26 protein-coding genes are annotated in these 25,461 nt (G+C 26.2%); 10 read left to right on the top strand and 16 right to left on the bottom strand.

The window, feature by feature from the left end:
* Nucleotides 1-58 precede the first annotated feature (58 nt).
* The 5 genes from ACKTTQ_RS10695 to ACKTTQ_RS10675 all read right to left on the bottom strand — a co-directional run bounded on the left by ACKTTQ_RS10695 (nt 59) and on the right by ACKTTQ_RS10675 (nt 4,219).
* Entirely contained in the window at nt 59-670 is a 612-nt protein-coding gene (locus ACKTTQ_RS10695; protein ID WP_408049189.1) for a class I SAM-dependent methyltransferase, read from the bottom strand.
* A gap of 35 nt (nt 671-705) precedes the next feature.
* A complete protein-coding gene (locus ACKTTQ_RS10690; protein ID WP_408049188.1) occupies nt 706-1,890 on the bottom strand; it encodes a glycosyltransferase family 2 protein in 1,185 nt (394 codons plus the stop codon).
* Between the two features lie 381 nt (nt 1,891-2,271).
* Nucleotides 2,272-2,835 carry a hypothetical protein gene (locus ACKTTQ_RS10685; protein WP_408049187.1) on the bottom strand — a complete coding sequence of 188 codons (564 nt, stop codon included), beginning with the start codon at nt 2,833-2,835 and terminating at the stop codon, nt 2,272-2,274.
* Between the two features lie 417 nt (nt 2,836-3,252).
* Nucleotides 3,253-3,630 carry a DUF2200 domain-containing protein gene (locus ACKTTQ_RS10680; RefSeq protein ID WP_113787108.1) on the bottom strand — a complete coding sequence of 126 codons (378 nt, stop codon included), beginning with the start codon at nt 3,628-3,630 and terminating at the stop codon, nt 3,253-3,255.
* A 112-nt stretch (nt 3,631-3,742) separates the two neighbouring features.
* A complete protein-coding gene (locus ACKTTQ_RS10675) occupies nt 3,743-4,219 on the bottom strand; it encodes a GNAT family N-acetyltransferase (RefSeq protein ID WP_093871150.1) in 477 nt (158 codons plus the stop codon).
* Nucleotides 4,220-4,338: 119 nt separating this feature from the next.
* On the opposite strand from ACKTTQ_RS10675, the gene ACKTTQ_RS10670 reads away from it, so the two are divergent.
* The 5 genes from ACKTTQ_RS10670 to ACKTTQ_RS10650 all read left to right on the top strand — a co-directional run bounded on the left by ACKTTQ_RS10670 (nt 4,339) and on the right by ACKTTQ_RS10650 (nt 9,759).
* Nucleotides 4,339-4,905: a hypothetical protein gene (locus tag ACKTTQ_RS10670; protein ID WP_408049186.1), complete on the top strand. Its 567-nt coding sequence runs from the start codon at nt 4,339-4,341 to the stop codon at nt 4,903-4,905.
* A 48-nt stretch (nt 4,906-4,953) separates the two neighbouring features.
* Complete coding sequence (locus ACKTTQ_RS10665; protein ID WP_408049185.1) at nt 4,954-6,549, top strand: hypothetical protein; 1,596 nt, start codon at nt 4,954-4,956, stop codon at nt 6,547-6,549.
* 134 nt (nt 6,550-6,683) lie between these two features.
* Entirely contained in the window at nt 6,684-8,156 is a 1,473-nt protein-coding gene (locus tag ACKTTQ_RS10660; RefSeq protein ID WP_093871151.1) for a pyridoxal phosphate-dependent decarboxylase family protein, read from the top strand.
* Nucleotides 8,157-8,312: 156 nt separating this feature from the next.
* Entirely contained in the window at nt 8,313-9,410 is a 1,098-nt protein-coding gene (locus tag ACKTTQ_RS10655; protein WP_408049184.1) for a trypsin-like serine peptidase, read from the top strand.
* An 82-nt stretch (nt 9,411-9,492) separates the two neighbouring features.
* On the top strand, nt 9,493-9,759 hold the full coding sequence (locus ACKTTQ_RS10650) for a carboxypeptidase-like regulatory domain-containing protein (protein ID WP_093871154.1): 267 nt from the start codon (nt 9,493-9,495) through the stop codon (nt 9,757-9,759).
* A gap of 41 nt (nt 9,760-9,800) precedes the next feature.
* Here the strand turns inward: ACKTTQ_RS10650 and ACKTTQ_RS10645 are convergent, their stop codons facing one another.
* The 7 genes from ACKTTQ_RS10645 to ACKTTQ_RS10615 form a co-directional block, all read right to left on the bottom strand.
* Nucleotides 9,801-10,115, bottom strand: a complete 315-nt coding sequence (locus tag ACKTTQ_RS10645) for an iron-sulfur cluster assembly protein (RefSeq protein WP_093871155.1) — start codon at nt 10,113-10,115, stop codon at nt 9,801-9,803.
* A gap of 94 nt (nt 10,116-10,209) precedes the next feature.
* Nucleotides 10,210-12,435 carry a nitric-oxide reductase large subunit gene (locus tag ACKTTQ_RS10640; protein WP_408049183.1) on the bottom strand — a complete coding sequence of 742 codons (2,226 nt, stop codon included), beginning with the start codon at nt 12,433-12,435 and terminating at the stop codon, nt 10,210-10,212.
* Between the two features lie 8 nt (nt 12,436-12,443).
* A complete protein-coding gene (gene ric, locus ACKTTQ_RS10635; RefSeq protein WP_408049182.1) occupies nt 12,444-13,166 on the bottom strand; it encodes an iron-sulfur cluster repair di-iron protein in 723 nt (240 codons plus the stop codon).
* Nucleotides 13,167-13,342: 176 nt separating this feature from the next.
* The gene (locus ACKTTQ_RS10630) at nt 13,343-13,780 is read right to left on the bottom strand and encodes a hypothetical protein (RefSeq protein WP_408049181.1); all 438 of its coding nucleotides are present in this window, start codon (nt 13,778-13,780) and stop codon (nt 13,343-13,345) included.
* Nucleotides 13,781-13,823: 43 nt separating this feature from the next.
* Entirely contained in the window at nt 13,824-14,258 is a 435-nt protein-coding gene (locus tag ACKTTQ_RS10625) for an RrF2 family transcriptional regulator (protein WP_299133873.1), read from the bottom strand.
* 82 nt (nt 14,259-14,340) lie between these two features.
* Entirely contained in the window at nt 14,341-14,904 is a 564-nt protein-coding gene (locus tag ACKTTQ_RS10620) for a DUF4870 domain-containing protein (protein ID WP_408049180.1), read from the bottom strand.
* Nucleotides 14,905-16,284: a serine hydrolase domain-containing protein gene (locus ACKTTQ_RS10615; RefSeq protein WP_408049179.1), complete on the bottom strand. Its 1,380-nt coding sequence runs from the start codon at nt 16,282-16,284 to the stop codon at nt 14,905-14,907. It lies immediately after the preceding gene.
* 220 nt (nt 16,285-16,504) lie between these two features.
* Between ACKTTQ_RS10615 and ACKTTQ_RS10610 the strand changes: the two genes are divergently transcribed.
* The gene (locus ACKTTQ_RS10610; protein ID WP_408049178.1) at nt 16,505-17,776 is read left to right on the top strand and encodes a DoxX family protein; all 1,272 of its coding nucleotides are present in this window, start codon (nt 16,505-16,507) and stop codon (nt 17,774-17,776) included.
* Nucleotides 17,777-17,869: 93 nt separating this feature from the next.
* On the opposite strand, the gene ACKTTQ_RS10605 is transcribed toward ACKTTQ_RS10610, so the two are convergent.
* The 3 genes from ACKTTQ_RS10605 to ACKTTQ_RS10595 all read right to left on the bottom strand — a co-directional run bounded on the left by ACKTTQ_RS10605 (nt 17,870) and on the right by ACKTTQ_RS10595 (nt 20,559).
* Nucleotides 17,870-18,754 carry a peptidoglycan DD-metalloendopeptidase family protein gene (locus tag ACKTTQ_RS10605; protein ID WP_408049177.1) on the bottom strand — a complete coding sequence of 295 codons (885 nt, stop codon included), beginning with the start codon at nt 18,752-18,754 and terminating at the stop codon, nt 17,870-17,872.
* Between the two features lie 103 nt (nt 18,755-18,857).
* Nucleotides 18,858-20,183 (bottom strand): M23/M56 family metallopeptidase, encoded by a 1,326-nt coding sequence (locus tag ACKTTQ_RS10600; protein WP_408049176.1) that lies wholly within the window; start codon nt 20,181-20,183, stop codon nt 18,858-18,860.
* On the bottom strand, nt 20,176-20,559 hold the full coding sequence (locus ACKTTQ_RS10595) for a BlaI/MecI/CopY family transcriptional regulator (protein ID WP_093871163.1): 384 nt from the start codon (nt 20,557-20,559) through the stop codon (nt 20,176-20,178). Before ACKTTQ_RS10595 ends, ACKTTQ_RS10600 begins: the two co-directional genes overlap by 8 nt.
* Before the next feature lie 146 nt (nt 20,560-20,705).
* Here ACKTTQ_RS10595 and ACKTTQ_RS10590 point away from each other — a divergent pair, with 146 nt between their 5' ends.
* The gene (locus tag ACKTTQ_RS10590) at nt 20,706-21,152 is read left to right on the top strand and encodes a histidine triad nucleotide-binding protein (RefSeq protein WP_093871164.1); all 447 of its coding nucleotides are present in this window, start codon (nt 20,706-20,708) and stop codon (nt 21,150-21,152) included.
* 21 nt (nt 21,153-21,173) lie between these two features.
* On the opposite strand, the gene ACKTTQ_RS10585 is transcribed toward ACKTTQ_RS10590, so the two are convergent.
* Entirely contained in the window at nt 21,174-21,731 is a 558-nt protein-coding gene (locus ACKTTQ_RS10585) for a Crp/Fnr family transcriptional regulator (RefSeq protein WP_408049175.1), read from the bottom strand.
* Nucleotides 21,732-21,818: 87 nt separating this feature from the next.
* Between ACKTTQ_RS10585 and ACKTTQ_RS10580 the strand changes: the two genes are divergently transcribed.
* The 3 genes from ACKTTQ_RS10580 to ACKTTQ_RS10570 all read left to right on the top strand — a co-directional run bounded on the left by ACKTTQ_RS10580 (nt 21,819) and on the right by ACKTTQ_RS10570 (nt 25,447).
* A complete protein-coding gene (locus ACKTTQ_RS10580; protein WP_093871166.1) occupies nt 21,819-22,397 on the top strand; it encodes an HD domain-containing protein in 579 nt (192 codons plus the stop codon).
* A gap of 55 nt (nt 22,398-22,452) precedes the next feature.
* The gene (locus ACKTTQ_RS10575; RefSeq protein ID WP_408049174.1) at nt 22,453-23,568 is read left to right on the top strand and encodes an MFS transporter; all 1,116 of its coding nucleotides are present in this window, start codon (nt 22,453-22,455) and stop codon (nt 23,566-23,568) included.
* Nucleotides 23,569-23,668: 100 nt separating this feature from the next.
* The gene (locus ACKTTQ_RS10570) at nt 23,669-25,447 is read left to right on the top strand and encodes an ABC transporter ATP-binding protein (RefSeq protein ID WP_408049173.1); all 1,779 of its coding nucleotides are present in this window, start codon (nt 23,669-23,671) and stop codon (nt 25,445-25,447) included.
* The last annotated feature ends 14 nt before the right edge of the window (nt 25,448-25,461 follow it).

Below are 25,461 nucleotides of genomic sequence, written 5' to 3'. Positions count from 1 at the left end.
AAAAATTATAAGGTTAAAAGGCTTGTTAACAAATGATAAAAACGTAACATTTTATATTTTATAGCTCTTTTTTTCTAAGCACGGTTATAAAATGTAAATCTCTTCCAAAAATTAAATTAAAAGGAAATGGATAAATAGGTACTTTACAATTAATATTTTCAATTTCCAATCCTAACTCAGAAAAAGTAGTTTTCCAAAAATCTAGATTTTTGAAATTATAAATAACTTTAACACCATGTGGAGCATTTCCAACCCAATCCATAAATTTTAATATACCAAAATCAAGAGCATTATTATAATGATGATCTTTAATGATAATATATTTTTTACTTACTCTTGCTGCTTCAGTAATCAATTCTTTAATATTTGTCGTATGATGTAAAACATCTACAAATAGAGTAGCGTCAAATTCATCATCAGTATGTGGAATAGTTTTACCATCAAACATTTTAAATGGTATGGCACAATTTTCACGAGCAAAAACATCTATGCCTTTTATTGTTATGTTTTTTTTGTTATCTAGAACCATTTTTGAGATGGTACCATCTCCGCAACCAATATCTAATAAATTAATATTATCAGGAATTTGTATAGCTATTTGATTTGAAAGTACATCTATTCTTCGCAAGAATACATATTTATGATGTAATTTTTTAAATAAATTGAGCATGTTTTTTATTAAAATTTATAAGTGGATTAAATTTTTTATTCATCTAAAAACTTAATATTTTGAATTGTTCCAATAATACTTGAAAGAAAACTTAAAAAAATAGTTTGAATACCTACAATTATCATAACTACAGATGGTATCAAAACTCTGAAGGAAACATTTAGGTCATTTATATTCCCGTACCCCTCTTGTCTCCAATCCATGAATAAATTTAAGCTTGATAAAAAACCTAAAATAAATATGAATATACCCGCTAGTAATCCTTTTTCAAGATTAAAAAAATTAAATATATTTAAGAACTTTTTTTCAACAGGAATTAGTCCTTGATTAATTGCATAAATTCGACTTAGAAAAGAAAAGCTTAATATTTGATAACTTAATATTATTCCAGCACCGCAATAGGTTAGAGTATGCAAATCAAAAGTTAGTTCTTTTGCATGAATAGGATTGATACTTATTAGTATAAAAAAAAGTGTTGATAGTAAAAAGAAGAACATTCCTGGATAAAAGAATAACCATTTAGGACTATACATTAATAAGAATTTTAAATGTCTCCATCCATCTCTCCATGTCCTTAAATGTGGAGGTCTACTTCTACCATCTTTTGATAATATTGTAGGTACTTCGGTTATTTTTAACTTAAAAATACTAGACTTAACAACCATTTCAGAAGCGAATTCCATCCCAGTAGTTCTGAGTTCAAGCTTTTTAATACTATCTTTTCTGAACCCTCTTAAACCACAATGAAAATCTCTTATTTTAATTTTGAAAAATAACCTACCAATAAATGAAAGTACAGGATTACCAAGGTATTTGTGTAAAAAAGGCATGGCTCCTTTTTTTATACCTCCTTTAAATCTATTTCCCATAACCAAATCATAACCTTCCCTTAATTTTAAAATGTAAGGCATTAAGTTTGAAAAATCATAACTGTCATCAGCATCTCCCATAATTATAAATTTACCTCTAGATGCTTCTATAGCTCCCATTAAAGCTGCTCCATATCCCTTTTTGTTAATATGTACCAAGCGTGCTCCATTTTTCTCGATTATTTCAATTGAACCATCTTTACTTCCATTATCACCAACTACAATTTCTCCAGATATATTATTCGTTAATAAGAATTTTTTTGCTTTTTTAATGCATATTTCTATCGTTTCCGCTTCATCTAAGCAAGGAATTACTATAGATAATTCTATATTATTTTTTTGATCAATCATAATTATTTTTTCTTAATAGTTAAATTGAATTAGAGGTTTCTTATAATTAAAGTTTTATAACTATAATTTTAGATCCGAATTCTTTTTAAAGCTAAGTATTTTAATTAAATGTGTATTATTAATTTTTTGGTAACATCTCGTCTAAAAAAGTGTTACCAGTGTTTGCGTAAATTTAATAAAAAAAGATGAATATTAGCTAAGTTAAGATATTTTCTCAATTAGAAAATGGAATGATTTTCCTGAAATTATTAACATAAAAACGTAAAAATTTGTTTTTTGATTTTTATCCTTTTTTTGTTAAAATAGAAAAGTAGGTATTATTTATAAAATTAATTTACTTCCTTTATGAGTAAATAAAAAACAGAAATTTTTTATCTAATTTTATAAATAAATAATTAGTGGTAGTTCAGGCCTTAAGTCAAATGACTTTTTTTGAATATTATTATCAAAATATAGCTCCATTAAATGTATATTACTTTTTTTAACTGACAATTTTTCAATTTCGTTTATAGCTTTGATTGTTTTTGTTTTTAAATCTAAATCTGTTGAAGTAATAATAATATTTGTTAATTTTTTTGCCCCATTCGGGTGCTTATAAAACTCCCTAGCAAATGCGTATTCATTTGGATTTTTTTTAAAATCAGACAATGTTTCAAATCTTTCTGATTCTATTTCAGGATATACAACAAAAATAGAAGGTTCTTTAAGGTTTCTTTTTGAATTCTTAGCTGAATAAATATACATGTTTTCCTTCATCCATTTTTGATGGTAGCTTATTTTTTCAAATGGAATTTCTTCTATATCATAATTTTTTATTTTCAAAGCTATACTAAAAGGTGAGGCTCCATTGTTTCTGAAATTTGCTCTTTCTATAAAATCAAGCTCTTTATTTTTTAAATTATTGTTCTCTAATTCTTTTTGATTATAGACAAAAATAAGTCCCAAATAACCATTTAAAAAATGGAAGTATTTTCCTGATGTACCTTGCCCTAAATGAATTAGAGATAGAGAATCGGGAACGGATGTAAACCCAATATCAGTTAATTTTTTTTTGCTTTTTTTGGATTTTCAACCCAAATATTGAAATGGTCGAACTGTAAATTAGATAGTACATTTTTTTTTACTTTTTTAGTATTAGATTCTCTCTCTTCATCCTTACAAGAAAATAAACTAATTAATAAAAATAAAATTATAAAGCTATTACAAAATAGTTCTTTTTGGTTCATTATTATTTTATGGACGTTATACTTAGTGTTTTTATTCTAGAATGATTAAAAAACATTTGTTTTAGCTTTTAGTATATACTTTTAGAATTACTGTTAAGATAGTAATCAAATGCATTGTATTTGTTAACATTGGTTCTTAATTTTTCTCTTTACGGAGTATTTTTTCCATTTTACGGCCTTTTGCTAACTCATCTATAAGTTTTTCCATACGCCTACATTGTTTATACACTTTAAATTTATCATCTATTTCTTCAATTCGATAACCACAAACTACTCCTTTAATCATGTATGCATTTGAATGTATTTCTGCTTTTTCAAAAAATGTTTTAAATGTTGCTTTCTCTTTAATAAGTGCCTGCAATTTATTTTCATCAAAACCAGTAAACCATTCTATTACTTGATGAAATTCTTTTTTTGTTCTACCATTCTTTTCTAATCTGTTCCAATAAAGAGGGTAAATAGAAGCAAAAATCATATTTGCAACTTTTTCATTTTTTTCAGTTGTAACCTTCATTTTTTAAGATTTTAAATTGGTTTTAATAATAAGTAAAAGCACAATGCAAGATAATAGAAAATTATCTGATTTTTGAGGTGGTACTTAACCAAAATCTTGTGTTATAAATAGTTTATAATTCATATTTAAATAAAACTCTATGTTCATTTATTCCATCATAATTTTCAAAATATGAAATCCCATCTATTTCTTTATTTCCTTTTTGAATTGAAAAACCTAAACTTTTATGAAAATTAATAGAGAGTTTGTTTTTAATGGAGGTTACACATTCTATTTCTTTTAATTTTAAACATTTAGCCTCTTTAAAAAAGTGAGCATATAGTTTTTTCCCTAAATTGAGTTTCCTAAATTCTGGATTTACCCCAATAAAATGTACATAACCTAATTTTGGATTATCTTGAGATATAAAACCAATAATGAATCCTAATATTTGATTTTGATCTTTTACAATGAAACTTGTATTAGTAAAATATTTAAAAAATAGCCGAGGCAACATATCTGTCATCTTTCGACCTCCCCACCAATTATTTAATTCATTTATTATAAAATTATAATCTTCAGGACTTATCTTAGATATTTTAGCATTCATAATTTTTTGTGATTTAAATTTTGTCCCTATATATGTTTTAAATATTATCGTATATATTTATTATTGAGCCTATCTTGACTAAATTTAAAATAGTGTACTTTTATCAACCTATAAAAAAGATGATAGTTTTAGTTATGAAAAATTTAAGAATATTTCTATTTATTCTAGTTCTTCCTTTAGTAATTATATCATGTAAAAATGTTTTGTTACCACAATATAAAGGTAATGTACTTATAATTGATACAAAGGGAAATGAATACAAATCAAAAGCGATTATTTCAAAAGATGTAAGAGATTTTGAACTAAAAGCATCTATTAAGTTTGAAAAAACATACCGAAATAACTCTTCTGCTTGGGCAGGTTTTTTTATTAAAGCTGATAATTTAAAAGGTAAACATGGAAAAGACTCTGGGTATTTATGTTTTGTTAGGGAAGATGGTGAAATAGGTATTCATTCAAGTCCTCCTCCAAATAGAGAAGTTATAAAACAAACATATAAGTTTCCTATAAAATTAAATAAAAAAAGAGACATAATAATTATTTGCCAAAATTCTAAAATTTCTTTTTTTGTTGATAATCAACTAATCTATCAAATTAATGACATTGGATTAAATGGTCCATTTATTTCTGCTAATTGTGGAGGTGGAGTTTCGGTTTTTAAGATTGATTATATTAAAAAAATGTAAATTATTATCAACCTAATAACCTTACATTTTAAAAAATTGTTTGTAGAAATGAAAAAAAAAATTTGTTTTATATTGTTTATAATAAGCTTATTAGTTGTTAATTCAGCTATTAGTCAAAATATTAATTTAGAAGTTCAAAAGTTAATAGATTTAAATTTACTAAATTTTTATCAGGGCCAAAAAATCAACAAAAAAATTTCTTTCATTGGTAAAGTTTCAAAAGGACAACTCCTTTATTTTGTATTTCAAGAAGAATTTGAGAAAGTAACAGGCTATAAATATTCTAGCGTTGATACAGTGTTTGACTTTGATGAAAAGTTAAAAAAGAATGAACAAAAAGAAATAAATAAGTTACTATTTAAATACTTAACAAAATTACAAAAAGGCTCATTAATTAATGATAAATTATATCAACTGAATATTAACAAAATAAAAAATAACGAGTACAACAATCTATTTAACCTTTTACTTAATTTAATCAATCAAATAAGTTTTGATGAGTGGATGAGCACCACAAGGCAAAATAATTTTAGAGTTAAACTATTTAAAAATGGAATTATTAGTAAAGAAAAAAATAATCAGTTACGTTTGGATATTAGTGAAAATAAATTAAAATCACCTCTAGAATTTATTAACTACTGTAAAAATGCAAAATTTTTCGATTTATCAAAATATTCAAACGAACCAATTGTTTATTTAAAGGAAATACATAAATTAACCTCTAAAATCTTACCTGAATTAAGTTTTACAAATTTTAAATTTGAAATTAAAATAGATTCATTAGAATCATCAATAGATTATACTTCACATAAGTTAGTAGTTTCAATAAAATCAAATAATAAAACATATAAACAAAAAAGTTTTTTTTTACATAATAATACTGATTTAAACGATAACTTTTTCATTAAAATAGATAAGGAAAAATATTATCAAGTTTTTAATAAAATATTAAATGATTTAAAATCAAATTATCAGTTACATTTAGTTAAATACAAATTTATTAATAAACAAAAATTTGAAAATCAGAATTTTGGTATTATAGCTTTGAGAGAAGATCAGTCAAAAATATTTAGAGATTTAAAGAGCTATTGGAATTTAAGCTATGAAAACTTTGATACCTCTATTACAACAACCAAAATAAATGATGTAATATCTCAGTTTCGAACACTTGGATTATTTAATCATTTAGATAAAAACGAAGTATTAAAAAGTATTGATATTATAAATGAGAAAAAAATAAATGATTTAAATGAAATTCTTTCTTCATTTTCTGAAGTTGTTTTATCTTTTGATACTGAGTTAAGTAATTTAAATAATCCTTATGAAGAATTACTGTATGAATATTCAAAAATTTCACATAAAGAATTTAATCCAATAAAAGTTAGTGATAACTTTAATTTGAATAATGAAAATGTAATTTTAAACTTTATTTTTAATAATAAAAAATATAAAAAAGAATTTAAAATTAATCGTGATTGGATAGATACTGAGTTTTTTAAGTATTTAAATGATATTGCTAAAAAGCATAACTTAAGTGGGAAATTTTACAGACTATTTGGTGATGGAGCTGTAGTAATTTATTTAACTTCTGAGCAATATAATTATATTAGAGAAAATAGACTTTTAATTTTTGCAGATCAATAGATTCGTCAGATAAATAAAAACTAATAATAAATCTTTTCTTGTAAACCATTAAATTAGTTTTCTATAAAAAATGATTTATCAATAACAGCAATTTTCAGATTGTTATAAATTTCACCTCTTATTAAATTAGCCATATGAAATCAAATAATAATTTAGAAGATATTAATGGGTTAGATCCTGAGAATTGGGAAGAAATGAGAGAACTTGGTCATCAAATGATTGATGATATGATTTCTTTTTTAAAGAATATTCATCTTGAACCAAGTTGGAAAGAAATTCCAAAAGATACTAAAGCATATTTTAAAGAAGATTTACCTGTGGAACCTCAGAATTCTAAAAAGGTGTATCAAGATTTTAAACGGTATATATTACCATATCATAAAGGAAATATTCACCCGAGATTCTTTGCTTGGGTTCAAGGTTCAGGAACCCTTATGGGGGCTTATAGTGAGATGTTAGCTGCTGTTATGAATCCAAATGTAACTATTGGTGAGCATGCAGCAATGTATGTTGATGAGCAGGTAGTAAAATGGTGTAAGCAAATGCTTAATTACCCTAATTCTAGTTCTGGAATATTATTAAGTGGAGGATCTATGGCAAACATTACTGGATTAACTGTTGCAAGGAATGCTCATTCAAATTTAATTCGTGAACACGGTATTCAAAAGAATAGCAAAAAATTAGTAGTGTATTGTTCTGAAGAAACACATAGCTGTATTACTAAAGCAGCAGAAATAATAGGAATAGGGAATAAATTTGTTAGGAAGATTAAAACAAATTCAGAGTATGAAATGGATTGCGATAAACTTTTAGAACAGTTACTTTTAGATATAAAAGAAGGGCTACAACCATTTTGTATTGTTGCAACTACAGGTACAGTGAATACGGGTGCAATTGACCCTTTAGAAGATATTTATAACATTTGCAAAAAATATAATTTATGGCTTCATATTGATGGAGCTTATGGAGCCTTAGCTAAATTAGACCCCAATATAGCACCAAAACTTAAATATATCGAATTAGCAGATAGTGTTGCTTTTGATTTACACAAATGGCTTCATGTTCCTTATGAATTAGGATGCTTATTGGTGAAGGATGCTGATACTCATAGAAGCACTTTTGCTATAACACCAAACTATTTATTACAAACTGGAAGAGGATTAGCTGGAGGTTTAGATGCCATTAATAACTATGGTTTCGAATTATCGAGAAGCTTTAAGGCATTAAAAGTTTGGATGAGTTTAAAGGAAACCGGAATTAAAAAACATGCCCAATTAATTTCAAAAAATAATGAACAGGCAAAATATCTTGAAAGCAAAATACTTAAAAGTAATGAATTAGAAATATTAGCTCCTGTAACAATGAGTATTGTTTGTTTCAGATATTTCAATAAAAAATTAAGCATGGAGAAAATCAATAAATTAAATGAAGAAATCATCATTCAATTGCAAGAAAAAGGAATAGCTTCTCCATCCTCTACAATACTTAATGATAAGTATTGTATTAGGGTTTGTATCGTAAATCATAAAACTAAAAAAGAAGATTTAGATTTTTTAATAAGTGGAGTTATTCAACTTGGTTCTGAAATTTTAAAAAATAATTTCTAAGATTATTTTTTGTATAAGTGATTTTCTTTAAAACAAAGGAGGTTTTAGTTGTTGATTATCAGTGTATAGCCTTGTTTTTTAAGTTTTGTTGTTTTATAATTTTGTTGTAACATTTTGCAATTTGTAATACAATTATTAAACTTAAATTATTTAAAAATGAAAACTTTAGAAAAGACAAAAGAAGGAATAATTAATGAAGGGTTATCTGAAGAATCTTTTGAAGGGGTAGAAGTAAATTCAGAAAATGAATTTACAGAATTTGATGAAAACAATAATGAAGAAGCTGCACTAGATGATTACCATGAAGTAAGTAATGAAAATGAAACTATACTTGGTGAGGATACCGATAGTGAAGAACCTTTTTTAGGAGGTAATTCAGAATTGAATGAAAATGTTATTGAAAATACTGAAGACGATACTTTAGAAAAAATAGAGGGCTATGATTATTCTGTTGTAGATTCTAAAGAAAATACACCTCAGAGCATAGAAGGGGAGGGATTAAATGCTTATTATGGTAGTTATGGTGATGCAGATTTAGCTGAGTTAATGAGAACTGAAAGTGGGCAAAAAATGGTTCAAGAAGTTGTTATTGGTAAAGATGATCGTAAAAAAATAAATGGAACTACAAAATACCCGTGGAGAGCTATTTGTTCTTTAAAAATTAAAGCTAAAGATGGAACTAGTTGGATAGGTACTGGTTTTTTAATAGGACCAAGAACTGTAATTACTGCTGGACATGTTGTTTATATGCATAAACATGGTGGATGGGCAAAAAGTATAGAAGTAATACCTGGACGTAATGGAGCAAGTAAACCCTTTGGGTCATGTAAAACAAGTCATTTCCACTCTGTAAAAGGATGGACAAAAAGCAAAAAAAGAAGTAATGACTATGGAGCTATTATTTTACCAAAAAACTGTAAGTTTGGAAACAAAGTTGGTTATTTTGGCTATGCAAATTATAACTTTTTCAGTTTACTTGGTTTAAAAGTAAACTTATCAGGATATCCTGGAGATAAACCAGCAGGAACACAATGGTGGCATTGTAGAAGAATTAAATTAGTTACACCTAGAACTTTAGTGTATAATATTGATTCTGCAGGTGGACAAAGTGGCTCTCCAGTATGGAAATATAAAAATGGTAAAAGATATGTAGTTGGAATTCATACGAATGGATCTTCACTAGGAAATTCGGCTACAAGAATAACTTCAGCTGTTTATAAGAATCTTAAAAATTGGAAAAATAAGTATAAATAAAATAGTATTAAACTAATAAGGAGGCTGTCTAAAAGGGTGTTAATCGAATATAAAAATCTTTTTAGATAGCCTTATTTTTATTATGAATAAAGTTACAGGAACAATTGTAGATAAAATATCAAATAGTCCTATATATGAAGCAGTAATTCTATTAAATAATGTGAAATTTCCATCAAATGATATTGCCCAATTAAGTAATAAAAAGGGAATATTTAAATTGGTAAATTTAGAAGTAGGGGAGTATACTATTCAAGTAATAGCAGAATCATATAAAAGTGAAATTTTAAATTTCAAGTGTGAAATAAACAGTGAAATAAATCTTGAAATACTATTAGAAAGCAAAAAATAATAAATTTATTAGATCTAAATGTTGACATAAGTATTTATATTTTAAAGAATTCCTAAAGTTAATTTAGCTTCTTCACTAATCATTGATCTATTCCAATTTGGTTGCCAAGTTAATTCAACTTCCACTTTATTAATCAATTTTAATTCTTCTATTTTTCTTTTTACTAGTTGTGGTAATGTTTCAGCAACAGGGCAAGATGGTGATGTTAATGTCATTGAAACATGTACACTATTATTTTCATGAATAATAACATCATATATTAATCCTAATTCATAAACATCTACAGGTATTTCAGGATCAAAAACTTCTTTAATTTTTTTTATTATTTCGTTTTGTAATTGTTTATTTATTTCCATATTCTATTATTTAATTTTTCTTTTCAATTTCTAGTTTAAAACCATTACTCAATGCTATTATTCTTAACAAAGAGTAATGGTATTACTTTAAAAATTAGTTTATCTTTTTCCTTTTATAATTATATATAGTTTCTGAGATGGTAAACCAACAGAAGTAATATATACCAATAGAGAAAATAATATCACCTATCATGCGTAACCATTTTAAAGTTTGAACAACAGGAGAGTATAATAATTCAGCATCTCTTGCAAATGAATAACCTTGAGTAATTGATGTATAAGCTTGAATTATACCAATAGGCAGTAAACTAAATAGAACCATAGCAATTAAGCCAATATTTAAAAACCAAAAAGCGCGTTTTAACTTTTTACTTTCCCAAATTCTATTTGAATAAAAACGTAAGCAAATAAGTATGAATCCCATTCCTAACATTCCATAAACACCAAATAAAGCAGTATGTGCATGAACAGCAGTTGTATTTAATCCTTGAATATAATACAATGCAATTGGAGGATTAATTAAAAATCCAAATACACCAGCTCCAATAAAATTCCAAAATGATACAGCAATAAAAAAGAAGATCGGCCATTTATATTTTTGCATCCATGGCTTACTTTTTAAAAGTGTCCAACTTTCTTTTATTTCAAAACCCATTAAAGTTAATGGAACAACTTCTAAAGCACTAAATGTTGCACCCAAAGCTATTGCTTGAACAGGTGTTCCTGAGTAATATAAATGATGTAAGGTTCCTATTATACCTCCGGCTAAAAATATGGTTGCAGAAGCAATAGAAACTCTTCCAGCTGTTCTTGCAGAAATTATTTCCATTTTTGAAAAAATAAAAGCAATAACAACTGTTGCAAAAACTTCGAAAAAACCTTCAACCCATAAATGAACTAGCCACCATCTCCAATAGTTAATAACAGGTAAACTACTATTTTCTCCATACATTAGTCCTGAGAAAAAGAACATCCCAATTGCAACTACTGATATTAATAAAATTGTAAGTAATTGTTTAGAAGCATCATTTTTACGAATAGCATAAACAATATGTCTTCCAACCATAAACACCCATAGTATTAAACCTATGCCTAAAAATAGTTGCCAAAATCTACCTAAGTCCATGTATTCATAACCTTGATGACCAAAGAAAAAATTAGTTGTTAAATCTAAAAATTGATGAACCCCTAACCATTCTCCTAACATAGATCCCAAAACAATAATTAATAGCGCAACAAATAAAAAGTTTATTCCAAAAACCTGATACTTAAATTCTTTGCCAGAAATCATGGGAGCTAAGAATAAACCTGTAGATAGCCAAGTTGCAGCTATCCAAAATACAGCTAATTGGGTATGCCAAGTTCTTGTAATTGAATATGGTAAAAAACTAGCCAAATCAATTCCAAAAAAGGCTTGGCCTTCAACTGTGTAATGAACGGTTATGATACCTAAAACAACTTGCAAGCCTATTAATAGTGAAATAACAATAAAATACTTTAAAATTGCTTTTTGAGAGCGCACTAATTTCATTCCTGTCAAAGGATCAGTATTCGGTTTAGTTATTACATCACCTTTTTCATGATTTCTTAAATAATAAAAAGTTAAGATTCCTATAAAAAGAAGTAACAATACAATTGATAACCCTGACCATATAACTGAATCTTTTGTAATGACATTGTCTATTAAAGGTTCGTGAGGCCAATTAGAGGTATATGTATAATCTTTATTAGGTCTATTAGTACTCGCCGCCCAAGAAGTCCAAAATAGAAAAGCATTTAATTGTTCTAGTTTAACAGAGTCAGTTAAGGCTCCTTTAGGTATAGCATATTCTTCTTTACCATCAGAAAAAATAGATGTATAATGTTTTACATTAGATTTAATTGCAGCAAATCGTTCTTTTGATATTGTAATTGTATTAGTACTAGCATTAAATGTATTGGTTTTAATATCATTGATTAAACGTGCTTTAATAGCTGCTTTTCTTTCTACATTCAAGCTGTCATAAAGTACTTGAAATTCTGTCTTTGACCAATGATTTAGTAAATATATAGCTTCTTTATGTATCCAATCTGCTGTCCAGTCAGGAGCTACATAACTACCATGTCCCCAGATAGAACCAACTTCCATTCCTCCAATAGATTCCCAAACATTTTGCCCTGTTTGAATGTCTTCTTTTGTGTAAATAATTTCTCCAGATTTTTTTATAACAACCTTTTCTGGAATAGGAGGTTGTGTTTGATATACTTCAGTTCCTACCCAAATTAACGCTATAAACGAAAGGGTTACAACACTTATAAATGCGATCCAAGTTTTTCTCATGGTTTCTATTAATTTTGTAGAGTTTCTTCTAATTCTACTCCTTTTTTAAATAATATGTTATTTTCTAAATGAATGTGTTTATGTAAATCTTCTTCAAATTCTTGTAATAATTGATAGGTTACTTTATATGTATTACAGGCATCTAAAGGAGGAGAGTAATCATTACTTAATTCAGCAATTTTTCTAAATCGATGCCCTTCATTATCATGCTCTTTATGCATCATTGCTATCGGACTTTTTATACTGTCAAACTGATTACTAGAAATAGTTGACTTGTTTTTACTAGCATCAACTAATTTTTTGAAATAAGGGAATAGAATTAATTCCTCTTTTTTCATATGCATTGTTAAATCGTTAGCACTTTCAGTAAACAATTTATATATTTCAAATAGTTCAGGATGACATATACCATGAACTTTACATAATTTATCTAGATACAATTTTAATTCTGGTATCGTTTTTTCTATGTATTTATGGTGTTTGTTGTAAATATAATCTGAAAGAAAATCTATATCCCAAGATTGGTAATTGTTGGTATCAACTTCTGTATTGAAACAATTATCTAATTTGTTTATTAGTACATTTTCATTAATATTTTTGGTATTGCAAACAGTTTCTATACTTCTATTACCATTGCAGCAAAAATCTATACCATATGATTTAAAAATAGTAGCTGATTTGTAATTTTCTGCAACAATAGTACTTATTAAAGTGTTTTTATTAATATTCATTACTTTATGTTTTAAATGTAATTAATGATTTTAATGAAGGATATTTTGTTGTAAGTCATTGTTTTTTTGATTTTAAAAAAAGGGTAAGAGTTCCCAATAAGCTCTTTTACTCGTGCTTTTATGATATTTAATAAGATGTGGGTTTATTGTTTATGAATTAAAAAAAGTATTTAATTTCATTCATTTTGTACAGTTAATTTCTTTAATAATTTAATTCCAAATATGAAAAGGCAAACTATTTTTATTACTTCTAATAAAATATATATTAAGTGAGTATTACTTTTACTTATAGAAATACCTTGAATGATTTTCTCCGCGCGTTCATTTAAAATAGGTAGTAACCAAGTTGTTTGTATCAAAATTATTGCAACTACTATTAGAAATGAATAGTGAATTAGTTTACTCTCTTTATTATATATTGATATAATATGTATTGATATACTTAATAGAAATATAATTTCCATAATATTTAAGGCCCTGAAAACTAATTGCCCAATACCTAAACCAAGTTCAGTAGTCATGTTTGGTGCTTGAAATTTTAACCAAGACTCCATAAAACTTATGGCGCCTACAAAACCAATCCATATAAATGTTATAACTATAATTTTTTTCATAAAATATATTCGGATCTTTTTATCCTTTTTGAAATTGTTTTTTTTATCTTTTTAAAAAAAATGTATCAATATTCATATCATTAACTAGCATTAATAATGTGGTATTGTTTAACATTGATTTAAGTTTATTTCTAACTTCAATGAATTGAAAATGTAAGGGGCATGGTGATTTATCATTACACTCTTTTAAACCTAAACCACAACTAGTAAAAATAGAATCTCCATCTAAAATCTTTACAACGTCACTCAACTTTATAGTATTCATTTTAAAATCTTCTATAACGAAACCTCCATATGGGCCTTTAATAGATTTTACTATATCATTTCTAGTAAGCTGCTGTAATACTTTGGCTGTAAATGCTTGTGGAGAATCTATAGCACTCGATATAGTAGATAAACTCACTTTGATATCTTGAGCACTTTGCTGAGCTATAAAAATTATAGCCCTTAATCCATATTCACATGATTTTGAAAACATCTATTTAAATATTATACGGCAAAGTTAGTATATAATTTTATAAGAGACAAATTTATCCTTTATAAAAACATTTAAAACTAGTTTAATTTAAAAATTTGATTTTTAATTTATAACTCGCTTTTTTTCCCTTCATTACTCTAGAAGAGTTAATAATTATTGATATGAAATTAAATAAATACATTATTCCAATAAACAAAGTTATTGGACCAGCCCCAAATAGTAAAAAATTTGTTTTAGAAGAAATAAACATTAATATTAAAATTAGAAAGAATACGATGTTCCATGTTATTTGAAAGTTAACTAAAGCCTTTCCAGTTGTGTTTAAATCTGTTATTTTATCTTTTTTAATAAACCATATTAAAGAAGGTACTAATATTCCTAGCAAAGGAAAGAAAAGAAAAGTTAAGGCAGATAAATTCAAACTTTTTAAATAACCGGGATTTTTAGTAATTTCCCAATCAATTAATTCATCTGGAGTTATGTTTAGTCCTGCTGCTAATTTCTTAATACTATCAGCAGTTGGAACAGATGTTTCTTTTTCAATTCTTTGAATAGTTCTTAAACTCAATCCTGAGTTTTCAGCCAACATTTCTTGTGAAAACCCATTCTTTGTTCTTAACTTTTTGATTTTATCAGCTAAATTCATCTACTTATTTATTTTATATTCAAATCCAATTAACGTTCTATTTCCTGATGACATTTTTACTTTTTTACTTCCATTTTTAGAGATATAAAAATGAAAATTTATCTTTTTGTTTTCAAAAATAAAATCATTTTTCGATGTTGAAATTAATTTGTGTTTTATATTTTTATTTTTTGGATTAAAACCATATAAATATCCATTATTTAGTTCTATTTTTATGTAAGTATTGTTACTTAACTTATAGTTTCCAACCCATTTGTTTAACTCATTTTCTAATAATTTAACTCTATTGATGATTACTTCCTTTTTATTTTTAGTGAATAAACTAGCTATTTTATAAGTGATTTTTTGAATGTTTTTTACTTTTTTGCAATAACAATTTGTTAATGCAATTATGTAAATATCTTTATGTTTTAAATAAATACTATTTGACATAAAACCAGGTGTAGCACCACCATGAACAAAGACTGTAGAATTATTAATTTTTCTATTATACCAACCGTACCCATAGGAAATTACTTGTTTATTATTTAAAACAGATTTACTTGTTGCTTTTTCAAAGCTAGATTTTTTTATTAAAATATTTGACACAAGTGCATTTTGCCATTTTAATAAATCACCCGCAGTTGATAATATTGAACCTCCCGCATATTGAGTTGATAAACTTATATAAGGTGCATTCATATAGTTTTTTCCATAAAATTGATAACCATTAGCTCTATTTTTAACAATTTCGTTATGATAACCATATCGAGTATTAGTCATTCCTAACTTTTTAAAAATATTATTTTCTATAAAATCTTCATAAGAATTCCCTGATACAATTTCAATAATTTTACCTAATAATATATAACCAGAATTACTATAGCTAAACTGCTCTCCAGGTAAAAACTTTAAAGGTTTATTTTTAAAATAATCTATTATTTGATCTACAGTCAAATCTAATCGCTTTAATTTATTACTGCTAATTGGAGTTTTTCCATTTATTCCTGAAGTGTGATTTAATAAATTATGAATAGTTATTTTATTTCCTTTATTAAGGTACTCAGGTATGTATTTAATAATTTCATCGTTTAATTTTAATTTCCCTTGTTCTTCAAGCATTAAAATTGCAATTGCTGTAAATTGCTTTGTTATAGAACCAATTTGAAAAACAGTTTTACTATTTATAGGTAAATTAAGCTCTATATTAGATTTTCCATAATTCTTTTGATAAATAGGGGTACCTTTTTTTGCAATTAAAATAGATATTCCAGGACCATCAGGAGTATAAGTTTTTGAAATTAGTTGATCAATTTTTGATTCAAATTCTTGGCTTTGTATAGCATTTGAAGGAAATACACTTATTAATAAGGATAACTTTATTAGTTTAAATATTCTCATGTTTTAATTTTTGAGTAAAATTAAAAAGTAATAGGTATTATTGATAGCGTCAACTGTATGACAAGTTTGCGACAAGCTTGTTTTTAATGGAATTGAATAGTTTTTATATTAAAAATATAAAAACATATAACTATAATATTTTTATGCTATCTCAGTATTTTAGCAAAAGAAACAAAATATACTATTTATTGTTATAATTTAAAAATTGCTATAATTCAATATGAAAACACTAGAAAATCAGAAATATAATTTTAAAAGAAAATTGTTTTGGAGGTTTATATTTTTATATATAATTCTTTATATTTTTCCTTATGGATTTGAATATATAAATGAGTTAAATCCTGAAAATATTTCCTTTTGGAAAGGAATTACTATTTGGTTTGGACAAACGTTTTTAGGTTGGGAATTTTATATTAATAATTTGCAAAATGGCTTTGATTCAAAATATGATTATTCAAGGTTTCTATTAATCGTATCCATTTCAACAATAGGCTCTGTAATTTGGTTTTTTATAGATTCAAAAATAAAATATTCTTACACACATAAACTAAAAGTTTTATTACAAACTATTCTTAGATATCATATAGGTTTAACTTTAATTCTTTATGGTTTAGCTAAAGTGTTTTTATTGCAATTTGGTTCTTTAGATATTAATGATTTAGAAACTAATCTTGGAAATCAAAGTGGAATGGGTCTTTTATGGAAGTTCATGAGTTATTCTGATTTCTATTCAATAAGTACAGGGTTGATAGAGGTTATAGGTGGTGTTTTAGTATTATTTAGAAGAACAACTTTTATTGGGGCTTTTATTTTATTTATAGCCATGGTAAATGTAGTACTTGTTGATATAGGATATGATGTTAGTGTTAAAATGTTTGCTATTCATTTATTATTAATGACTGTTCTTTTAATTTTTGATAATTTAAAACAGCTAATTAATTTTTTCATCACTAATAAACCAACAATACCATATAATTTTGCTCCCCTTTTTAATTCAAAAAAAATTAGATATGGTTTGAAAGGAATTATTTTAATATATTTTATAATATCATTTAGAAATAGTTTTAAAGAAAGAATAAGGACTGAGAAGAACTCGAATAATATAGAAATGACTGGAATATATGAAATTGATATTTTTATAAAAAATAGAGATACTATAAATAGTTCAAATGGTGATAGAGTAGGATGGAAAACTATGAGGCTAAATTGTAATAAATATTACCCTAAACATGTTGTAATAAAAAATAGTGATGGTCAAACACAATGGTTTAAATTTGAAGAAAATGTACTAGATAAAACAATAACTTTTAAACCTATTGAAAATACTTCAGGAAGTGATTATTTATTTAATTATAAAAAAACAGGTAAAAATAAATTTACTTTTTCTGGAATTTATAAAGGTGATACTTTATCGTTTTCAGCTAAATCAAAAACTTTAAAAGATTATTTACTTACTAAAAATGAAACACAATGGATTAGAGATTTAGAATAAAAATCTACTTAAATAGTATAAAAAACCACCAATAAAAGAGCTACATTTACTAAGATTTTATTGGTGTTTTTTGTTAGAAATTAAAAACTAAATTTATTGAATTAAAACAAGTTTCTGACCAATTTTCAAGGTGCTTGATTTTCTAATTGAATTTGTTTTACAAATTGAAGTTATAGATATTCGATGTTTACTTGAAATTTTTGAAAGAGTATCTCCTTTTTTTATAACATATACTTGTTTTGTCTTTTTACTCTTTTTAATAGCCTCTTCATAGGTGTTACAAATTAAAATAGAACTTTGCCTTTTTGAATTATGTATATATGGAGTTACCCAATTTTTAGTTACCCATATGTTTTGAGATCGTATGTTGTTTTTTTCATTAAAAGAAAATAAATATTCAGGATATATATAAGTTCCTTTAAAACTAACTTCAAGGTGAAGATGGCTACCTCTTGCATTTCCAGTTGTACCTCCTTTACCTATTATTTGCCCTTTAACAACTGTATCATTTACTTTTACTAATTGTTTAGATAAATGAGAATAAGATGTTTCTAATCCATTATAATGCCTTACAACTACAACTTTTCCATGTCCTGAATGGTAATTTACATAACGTACCTTTCCATCAAGCATCACCTTAACATCATCACCAGTTACTAAGTCGATATCAATTCCTTTATGAGCTCTTCTTCTTCGCCATCCATAACGAGAAGTTATAACTTTTTTTCTATCAATAGGAGAAGAATAAATGCTGTCCTTAAAAACTATATTAAAAGGATATTTTTTAATCTTAATTTTATAAGGGTTATAAGTAGATGTATCCCAATTCTCTTCCATAAATGAATTTGATATACTATCTTTTACTATGTTTTTAAAGTTTAATATTGAATCTATATTATATTCAAAAATTTGATGAATTTGTCCATAATTATTTGTGCTTAGAAACAGTATTAAAAAGAATGCAAATAATGATTTCATATATTTTTATTAACGTAGTTATAAGGTTCTATTTATGAATAGAACCAATGGTTTGATTAAAATTTTTATTTAAATACAGGTAATAATTATTTAAATAGAAAAATTATTTAATAAAATTTAATGGGTTTAAACGTTTACCATTTTGTTTTACTTCATAATGTAAGTGTGGACCTAATGAACGTCCTGTGTTTCCTACAAAACCTATAATATCTCCTTTTTTTACTTTTTGATTTTTAATAACATTAAAATCATTTAAGTGTGCATACCATGTTTCGTAACCATTGGCATGTGTAATTATAATTAAGTTCCCCCAAGCATTTTCAAGAGAGGCTTTATTAATAATACCGTCAGCAGTAGCTATAACAGGAGTTCCTATAGAAGCTTTAATATCAATGCCTCCATGAACAACTTTCTTTTTTATAATTGAGTTTTTTCTAAATTTTCCAAATAGACTTGTAATGTCTTTTTTTGAAGCATTTTTAACAGGAAATAGGGAAGGAGAGTTACTTACTAGATTTGATATATTTATTGTTTTTATAAATGAATCATTTGTACTTGATGGTTTGGTAAATGCTAAAGTTAGTATAGTGAATACAGGAAAAAGCACTATATATATAAGTTTAGATAGGTTTTTAGATTTAGGTTTTGTCATCATAGTAATTCTTTTTTTTAGTATTGGTTGATTAAAGTAGTTGTATAAATTATTTGGTTTTTGAATTTCAAGACTTTGTAATAATAACTCCATATATTGTGAAGTTTTAATTCCTTTTTGAAGAACTCCTTTGTCAGCTTGAAATTCATGAATAGATTTGAGTGATTTTCTATAAAAATAGAGTAACGGATTAAACCAAAAAAAGGAGATGTAAAATTCACTTAAAATAACATCCCAAGAATGTTTTAGTTTAATATGTATTTTTTCGTGTTCTACAATTTGTTGATTATATTTTTTAAATTCTTTTTTAGGAATAAATATCCATTTGAAATATGAAAATATTTCTGGAACATCAGCAAATACTAACTTATATCCATCTTCTCTTTGAATTATTGACTTATTTTTTATAATAAATATAGATCTTGTATTAATTAAAATTCTGATTAAATAAACAATAACAATCAAAAAATAAATAACTATCAATATTGAATTGAAATTTAAAAATGAAGAGGCTAATTCTTTTTGATTACTATCAAATACTTGGTGATTTTGAGAATTAACTATATACTCAAATAAGGGAACTTCTATAATTTTTGAAGATAAAACAGGAAACAAGTTACTTAAAATAGGTAGCAAGATAGAAACAGGAAGTAATAATATTAATATTCTTCGATTTATAATATGAAAAGTTAATCTGTTAAAAAACAGTATGTATATAAAGTATAATACAGAAAAAATACTAGTTACTTGTATTAGGTATACTAAAATATTACTCATTTTTTGCTTTTAATTTTTCAATTTTACTTTCTAGCATTCCTTTCATTTTCTCTAACTCTGTAAGATTTAAATCTTCATTATTAGTAAAAAATAATGCAAATTTACTAGCAGATCCGCTAAAAAAATTACCTATCACATCTTTCATGTGTTTTTTGAAATAAGTATCTTTTGATATTCTAGGATAATACTGCCTTACTTTACCAAATGTTTCAAATTTTAAAAATTCTTTTTTAACCAATACTCTTACTACCGTTGATATTGTAGTGTAGGCTGGTTTAGGTTCAGGGAATTCTGCTACTATATCTTTTAAAAATGCTTTTTCAAGTTTCCAAGCATATTTCATTACTTGTTCTTCAGCTTTTGTTAATTCATTCATAAGGCAAATATATAAATATTTTTAAATTACGACTACAAATATAGTTATATTACTATTTTTATAGTCATAAAGTTTTCTTAATAGGATAAATTATAGCGGTGTGTTTTTTAAAAATTATTATTTTTGATGAAAAGAGTTTAATAAATATGTTTCAGAAATATTTAGTAGCAACTATTTTAATAGTTAATGTGTTTTTTAGTTTTGGTCAAAGTAAAGATTACCAGGAAATAAAAGCTGAAAAAATAGAGAAAGGATCCGTTTTCACAAAAATAATTAATAAAGAATTACCTGCTAAAGTTATTTATGAAGATGACGATATAATAGCTTTTTTACCTTTAAGATTACAGGCTAGAGTACATGTTCTGATTATTCCTAAAAAAGAAATTCATACAGTAAATGATATTACAGAAAATGATGCTTTAGTTTTGGGAAAGTTATTTTTGGTAGCAAAAAAGATAGCTAAAGAGCAAGGCATTGCAAAAACAGGATATCGCTTAACAATGAATGTAAATGAAGATGCAGGGCAGTCTGTTTTTCATTTACACTTACATTTATTAGGAGGTGAGAACTTAGGTCCTATGATGAAAAAATAAATGTTTTTTGAACTACAATAATTATTTTAATCCATTTAATGTTCTGTTTAAGCTACGAATAGTAATACCTAAATAATTGGCAATATCATTTTTAGAAAATATTTTATCATAATCCGGATAATTGTGTTTTAGTTTTAAAATATTTTCTTCAATAGAGTAGGATTGTTGAAAAGAATGCCTTGGTGCTTTATAACCTATTTTTAAAGCCATTGACTTTATTACTAATCTATTAAATAAACGATCATTATCTAGCAAATAGTTGTAGTTTTTATATGATATTTTGTAAACAACGACTTTTGATATTGCTTCAATAGAACAATAACTTAAATTCCCACTAAAAACTTCTAATTCACCAAACTCCATTCCTTTACCTAAAAATTCTTGAATAAACTCTTTTCCATTTTCATCAGATAAATAGCACTTAGTTATACCATTTTTAATGATATATAATGATTGATATCTTTTTTGTTGCTTTAATATAACTTCTTTTGGGTTATAATTCTCTATTAAAAAAAAGTTAGGATATTTTTCATTTAATAATTCAATGTATGTTAAAAAATCAACGTTAGTTCTAATCATTTTTGAGTTGGGACAATTGTCCTTTTTTAAAATTTCTAATAGCAAGTAATTTGCATTGTAAAATTATATAATAAATTAGAAATACAAATAAGAATGAATACATTATTACAGCAAATTCAATTTATAAAAGAAATAGATAAATTAAAGTATATACAACGTAAAACAAAGTTGTTTAATAGTGATAAACATGAAAATGATGCAGAGCATAGTTGGCATTTAGCTATGATGGCTTTAATTTTAGTTGAACATAGTAATGAAGAAATTAATCTTTTTAAAGTACTGAAAATGGTATTGATTCATGATATTGTTGAAATTGATTCAGGTGATATTTTTATTTTTGATACAACTAAAAATCATAATAATACTGAGGAAGAATTAAAGGCAGCGAAAAGGATTTTTGGAATGTTACCAGAAATTCAAGCTAAAGAATTTATTGATATATGGTTAGAGTTTGAAAGAGGGGAAACAAATGAAGCAAAATTTGCAAAAGCCATGGATCGGTTTGAACCTATTTTACAAAATGTTTCTAATAAAGGAGGAACTTGGAAAGAATACAATGTGGCTAAAGAAAAAGTTATAGAGAAAACCAAGCCAGTCATTTTGGGATCTAAAGCTATTTGGGATTACTCATTAGAGGAAATAGAAATGTCGTTTGAAAAAATATAATGTTATGATGGTTTCTAGTCAAAAAATTTATACCCCTCAATTTATTTTTATTTGTTTGAGTTCGCTGTTTTTTTCTGCAAGTTATAACATGTTAATTCCAGAGTTACCAAGTTATTTAAGTAATTTGGGTGGTGTTGAATATAAAGGACTCATTATTTCTTTGTTTACATTAACAGCTGGTTTTTCAAGGCCATTTAGTGGGAAATTAACTGATACTATTGGTAGAAAATCAGTGTTGATTATAGGTGCTCTAGTTTGTGTAGTTTCAGGGTTGTTTTATCCAATATTAACCAGTGTTTCTGGTTTTCTTTTTTTACGATTAGTGCATGGATTTTCTACAGGGTTTAGCCCAACAGCAATTGCAGCATATGTATCAGATATTATTCCCAAAAAACGATTAGGTGAAGCAATGGGAATTCAGGGAATGTGTTTTAGTACAGGATTAGCTTTAGGACCTGCTTTAGGGAGTTATATTAAACTATACTCCAATTATAATGTATTGTTTTACAGTTCTTCAATGATGGCTTTATTATCTATTATTTTAATTTTAAGAGTAAAAGAAACATTGGTTAATAAACAGCAATTTACACTACAGACACTTAAAATATCAAAATCAGATATTATTGCAAAAGAAGCTTTACCAGCTGCATATGTCACTTTCAGTACTTACTTAAGTTTTGGAGTTATATTAACTTTAATTCCTGATTGGAGTGATCATTTAGGTATTATTAATAAAGGAACATTTTTTATTGCATTTACAATAGCATCCCTTTTTGTACGATTACTAGCGGGTAAAATTTCTGATGTTTATGGTCGTAAAATAATAATTACTATAGGATTAGTTATTTTAAGTATTGCACTATTGTTACTTGGTAAATTAGAAAGTATTAATGGAATGTTGATAGCTGCTACATTATATGGAATTGCAATGGGAATAATCTCTCCAACGGTAAATGCATGGACAATTGATTTGAGTAATCCATTAACAAAAGGTAAATCTATAGCAACTATGTATATTGCTTTAGAAGCAGGAATAGGACTAGGAGCATTGCTCTCAGGATGGTATTATACTAACATGATAGAAAAAATTCCTCAAATATTTTTTGTTTGTTCTATTATAGCATTTTTTGGATTGATTTATATACTAGTTGAAAATAATCAAAAGTCTTGATAGTGTTTTTGAAATAAGAAACATAAATTAATTGGCAATTTTTTTAAGTAATACATAGTCGTTTAAGCTATCTTTGATAAGATATTTCTAGATAGCAAACATGAAAGAATACCAACATACAACATCAAAAGAAAAAGAGGATAAAAAGAAGCCTAGAATAACTATAGGTAAAGCTTTTAAAACTATTATTTGGCCACGTCGTAAGTTAGTTCTTGTTGGATTGATTTTAATTGTAATCAGCCGTATGGCTAGTTTGGTGTTACCTTGGCAATCTAAAATTTTATTAGATGAAGTTATTCCTAATAAAGATATGACCAAGCTCTATGAAGTTTTATTGTTTGTAGGAATAGCATTATTATTACAAGCAATAACGTCATTTTTACTAACTAGAATATTAAGTGTTCAAGCACAATATGTAATATCAGAATTACGAGCTCAGGTTCAAAAAAAGGTATTATCATTACCAATTAGTTTTTTTGATAACACAAAATCTGGAAACTTAGTTTCTCGTATTATGAGTGATGTAGAAGGTGTACGTAATTTAATAGGAACAGGACTCGTTCAATTGGTTGGAGGTACTATAACAGCTGTAGTTTCTGTTGTATTATTGATTCGTATTAATGCTTGGATGACATTATTTGTATTTCTTCCTGTTGTTATTTTTGGTTTTGTAGCTTTGAAAGCATTTAAATACATTAGACCTATTTTTAGAAATAGAGGAAAAATTAATGCAGAAGTGAAAGGTCGGTTAACAGAAACTCTTGCTGGTGTACGTGTAATCAAAGGTTTTAATGCGGAACAGCAAGAGAATAGAATTTTTGAAAAAGGTGTAGATCTTTTATTTCAAAATGTAAAAAAGAGTTTAACAGCAACTGCAATTATGTCAAGTTCTTCTACTTTTTTACTAGGACTAGCTTCTTTAGGAATTATGGGAATAGGAGGTTATTTTATGATTCAAGGAAAGATGTCTACGGGTGATTTTTTATCTTTTACCTTGTACTTAGGATTAATGATAGCTCCAATTATACAAATGAGTAATATAGGAAGTCAATTTACTGAAGCTTTAGCAGGATTAGATAGAACTGAAGAACTAATGAATATGACTCCAGAAGAAGAGCTAGGAAACCGTACTATAGAACTAGATAATTTTAAAGGGAACTTAACATTTAAAAATGTGTCATTTGCATATGAAGAAGGAAAAAATGTTATACATGATGTAAGTTTTCAAGCAGAAGCTGGTTCAGTAATAGCTCTTGTTGGAAGTTCTGGTTCAGGTAAATCTACGATTGCAGGGTTGAGTGCAACATTTTTAAATCCACAATCTGGAACAATTACAATTGATGGAGAGGATTTAGCTAAACTTAAATTAAGTAGCTTTAGAAAACATTTAGGGGTAGTATTACAAGATGAGTTTTTATTTGAAGGTACCATACGAGATAATATTTTATTTCCAAGACCCGAAGCTAGTGAAGAAGAATTACTACAAGCTGTAAAAGCTGGATATGTAAATGAGTTTACTGATCGTTTTGAAAATGGTTTGGATACGTTAATAGGAGAGAGGGGGGTAAAACTTTCTGGAGGGCAACGACAACGTATTGCTATAGCTAGAGCAATTTTAGCTAATCCTAAAATTATTATTTTAGATGAAGCTACATCAAATCTAGATACAGAAAGTGAGGCACTTATTCAGAAATCACTTGCAACACTTGTAAAAGATAGAACAACCATTGTTATTGCACATCGTTTGAGTACTATTAAAAAAGCTGATCAAATTTTAGTAATAGAATCTGGACGAATTGCAGAACAAGGAACTCATGATGAACTTATTGCTAAAAATGGAAGATATTTTGACTTATATACCTATCAAGCTAAAATATAACAATCAGTATATTA

The organism is Tenacibaculum halocynthiae (genome assembly GCF_964512825.1).
Lineage (GTDB): Bacteria > Bacteroidota > Bacteroidia > Flavobacteriales > Flavobacteriaceae > Polaribacter > Polaribacter halocynthiae.
The sequence above is the reverse complement of the archived record's forward strand: the minus strand, read 5'-3'. Positions and strand labels throughout refer to the sequence as shown.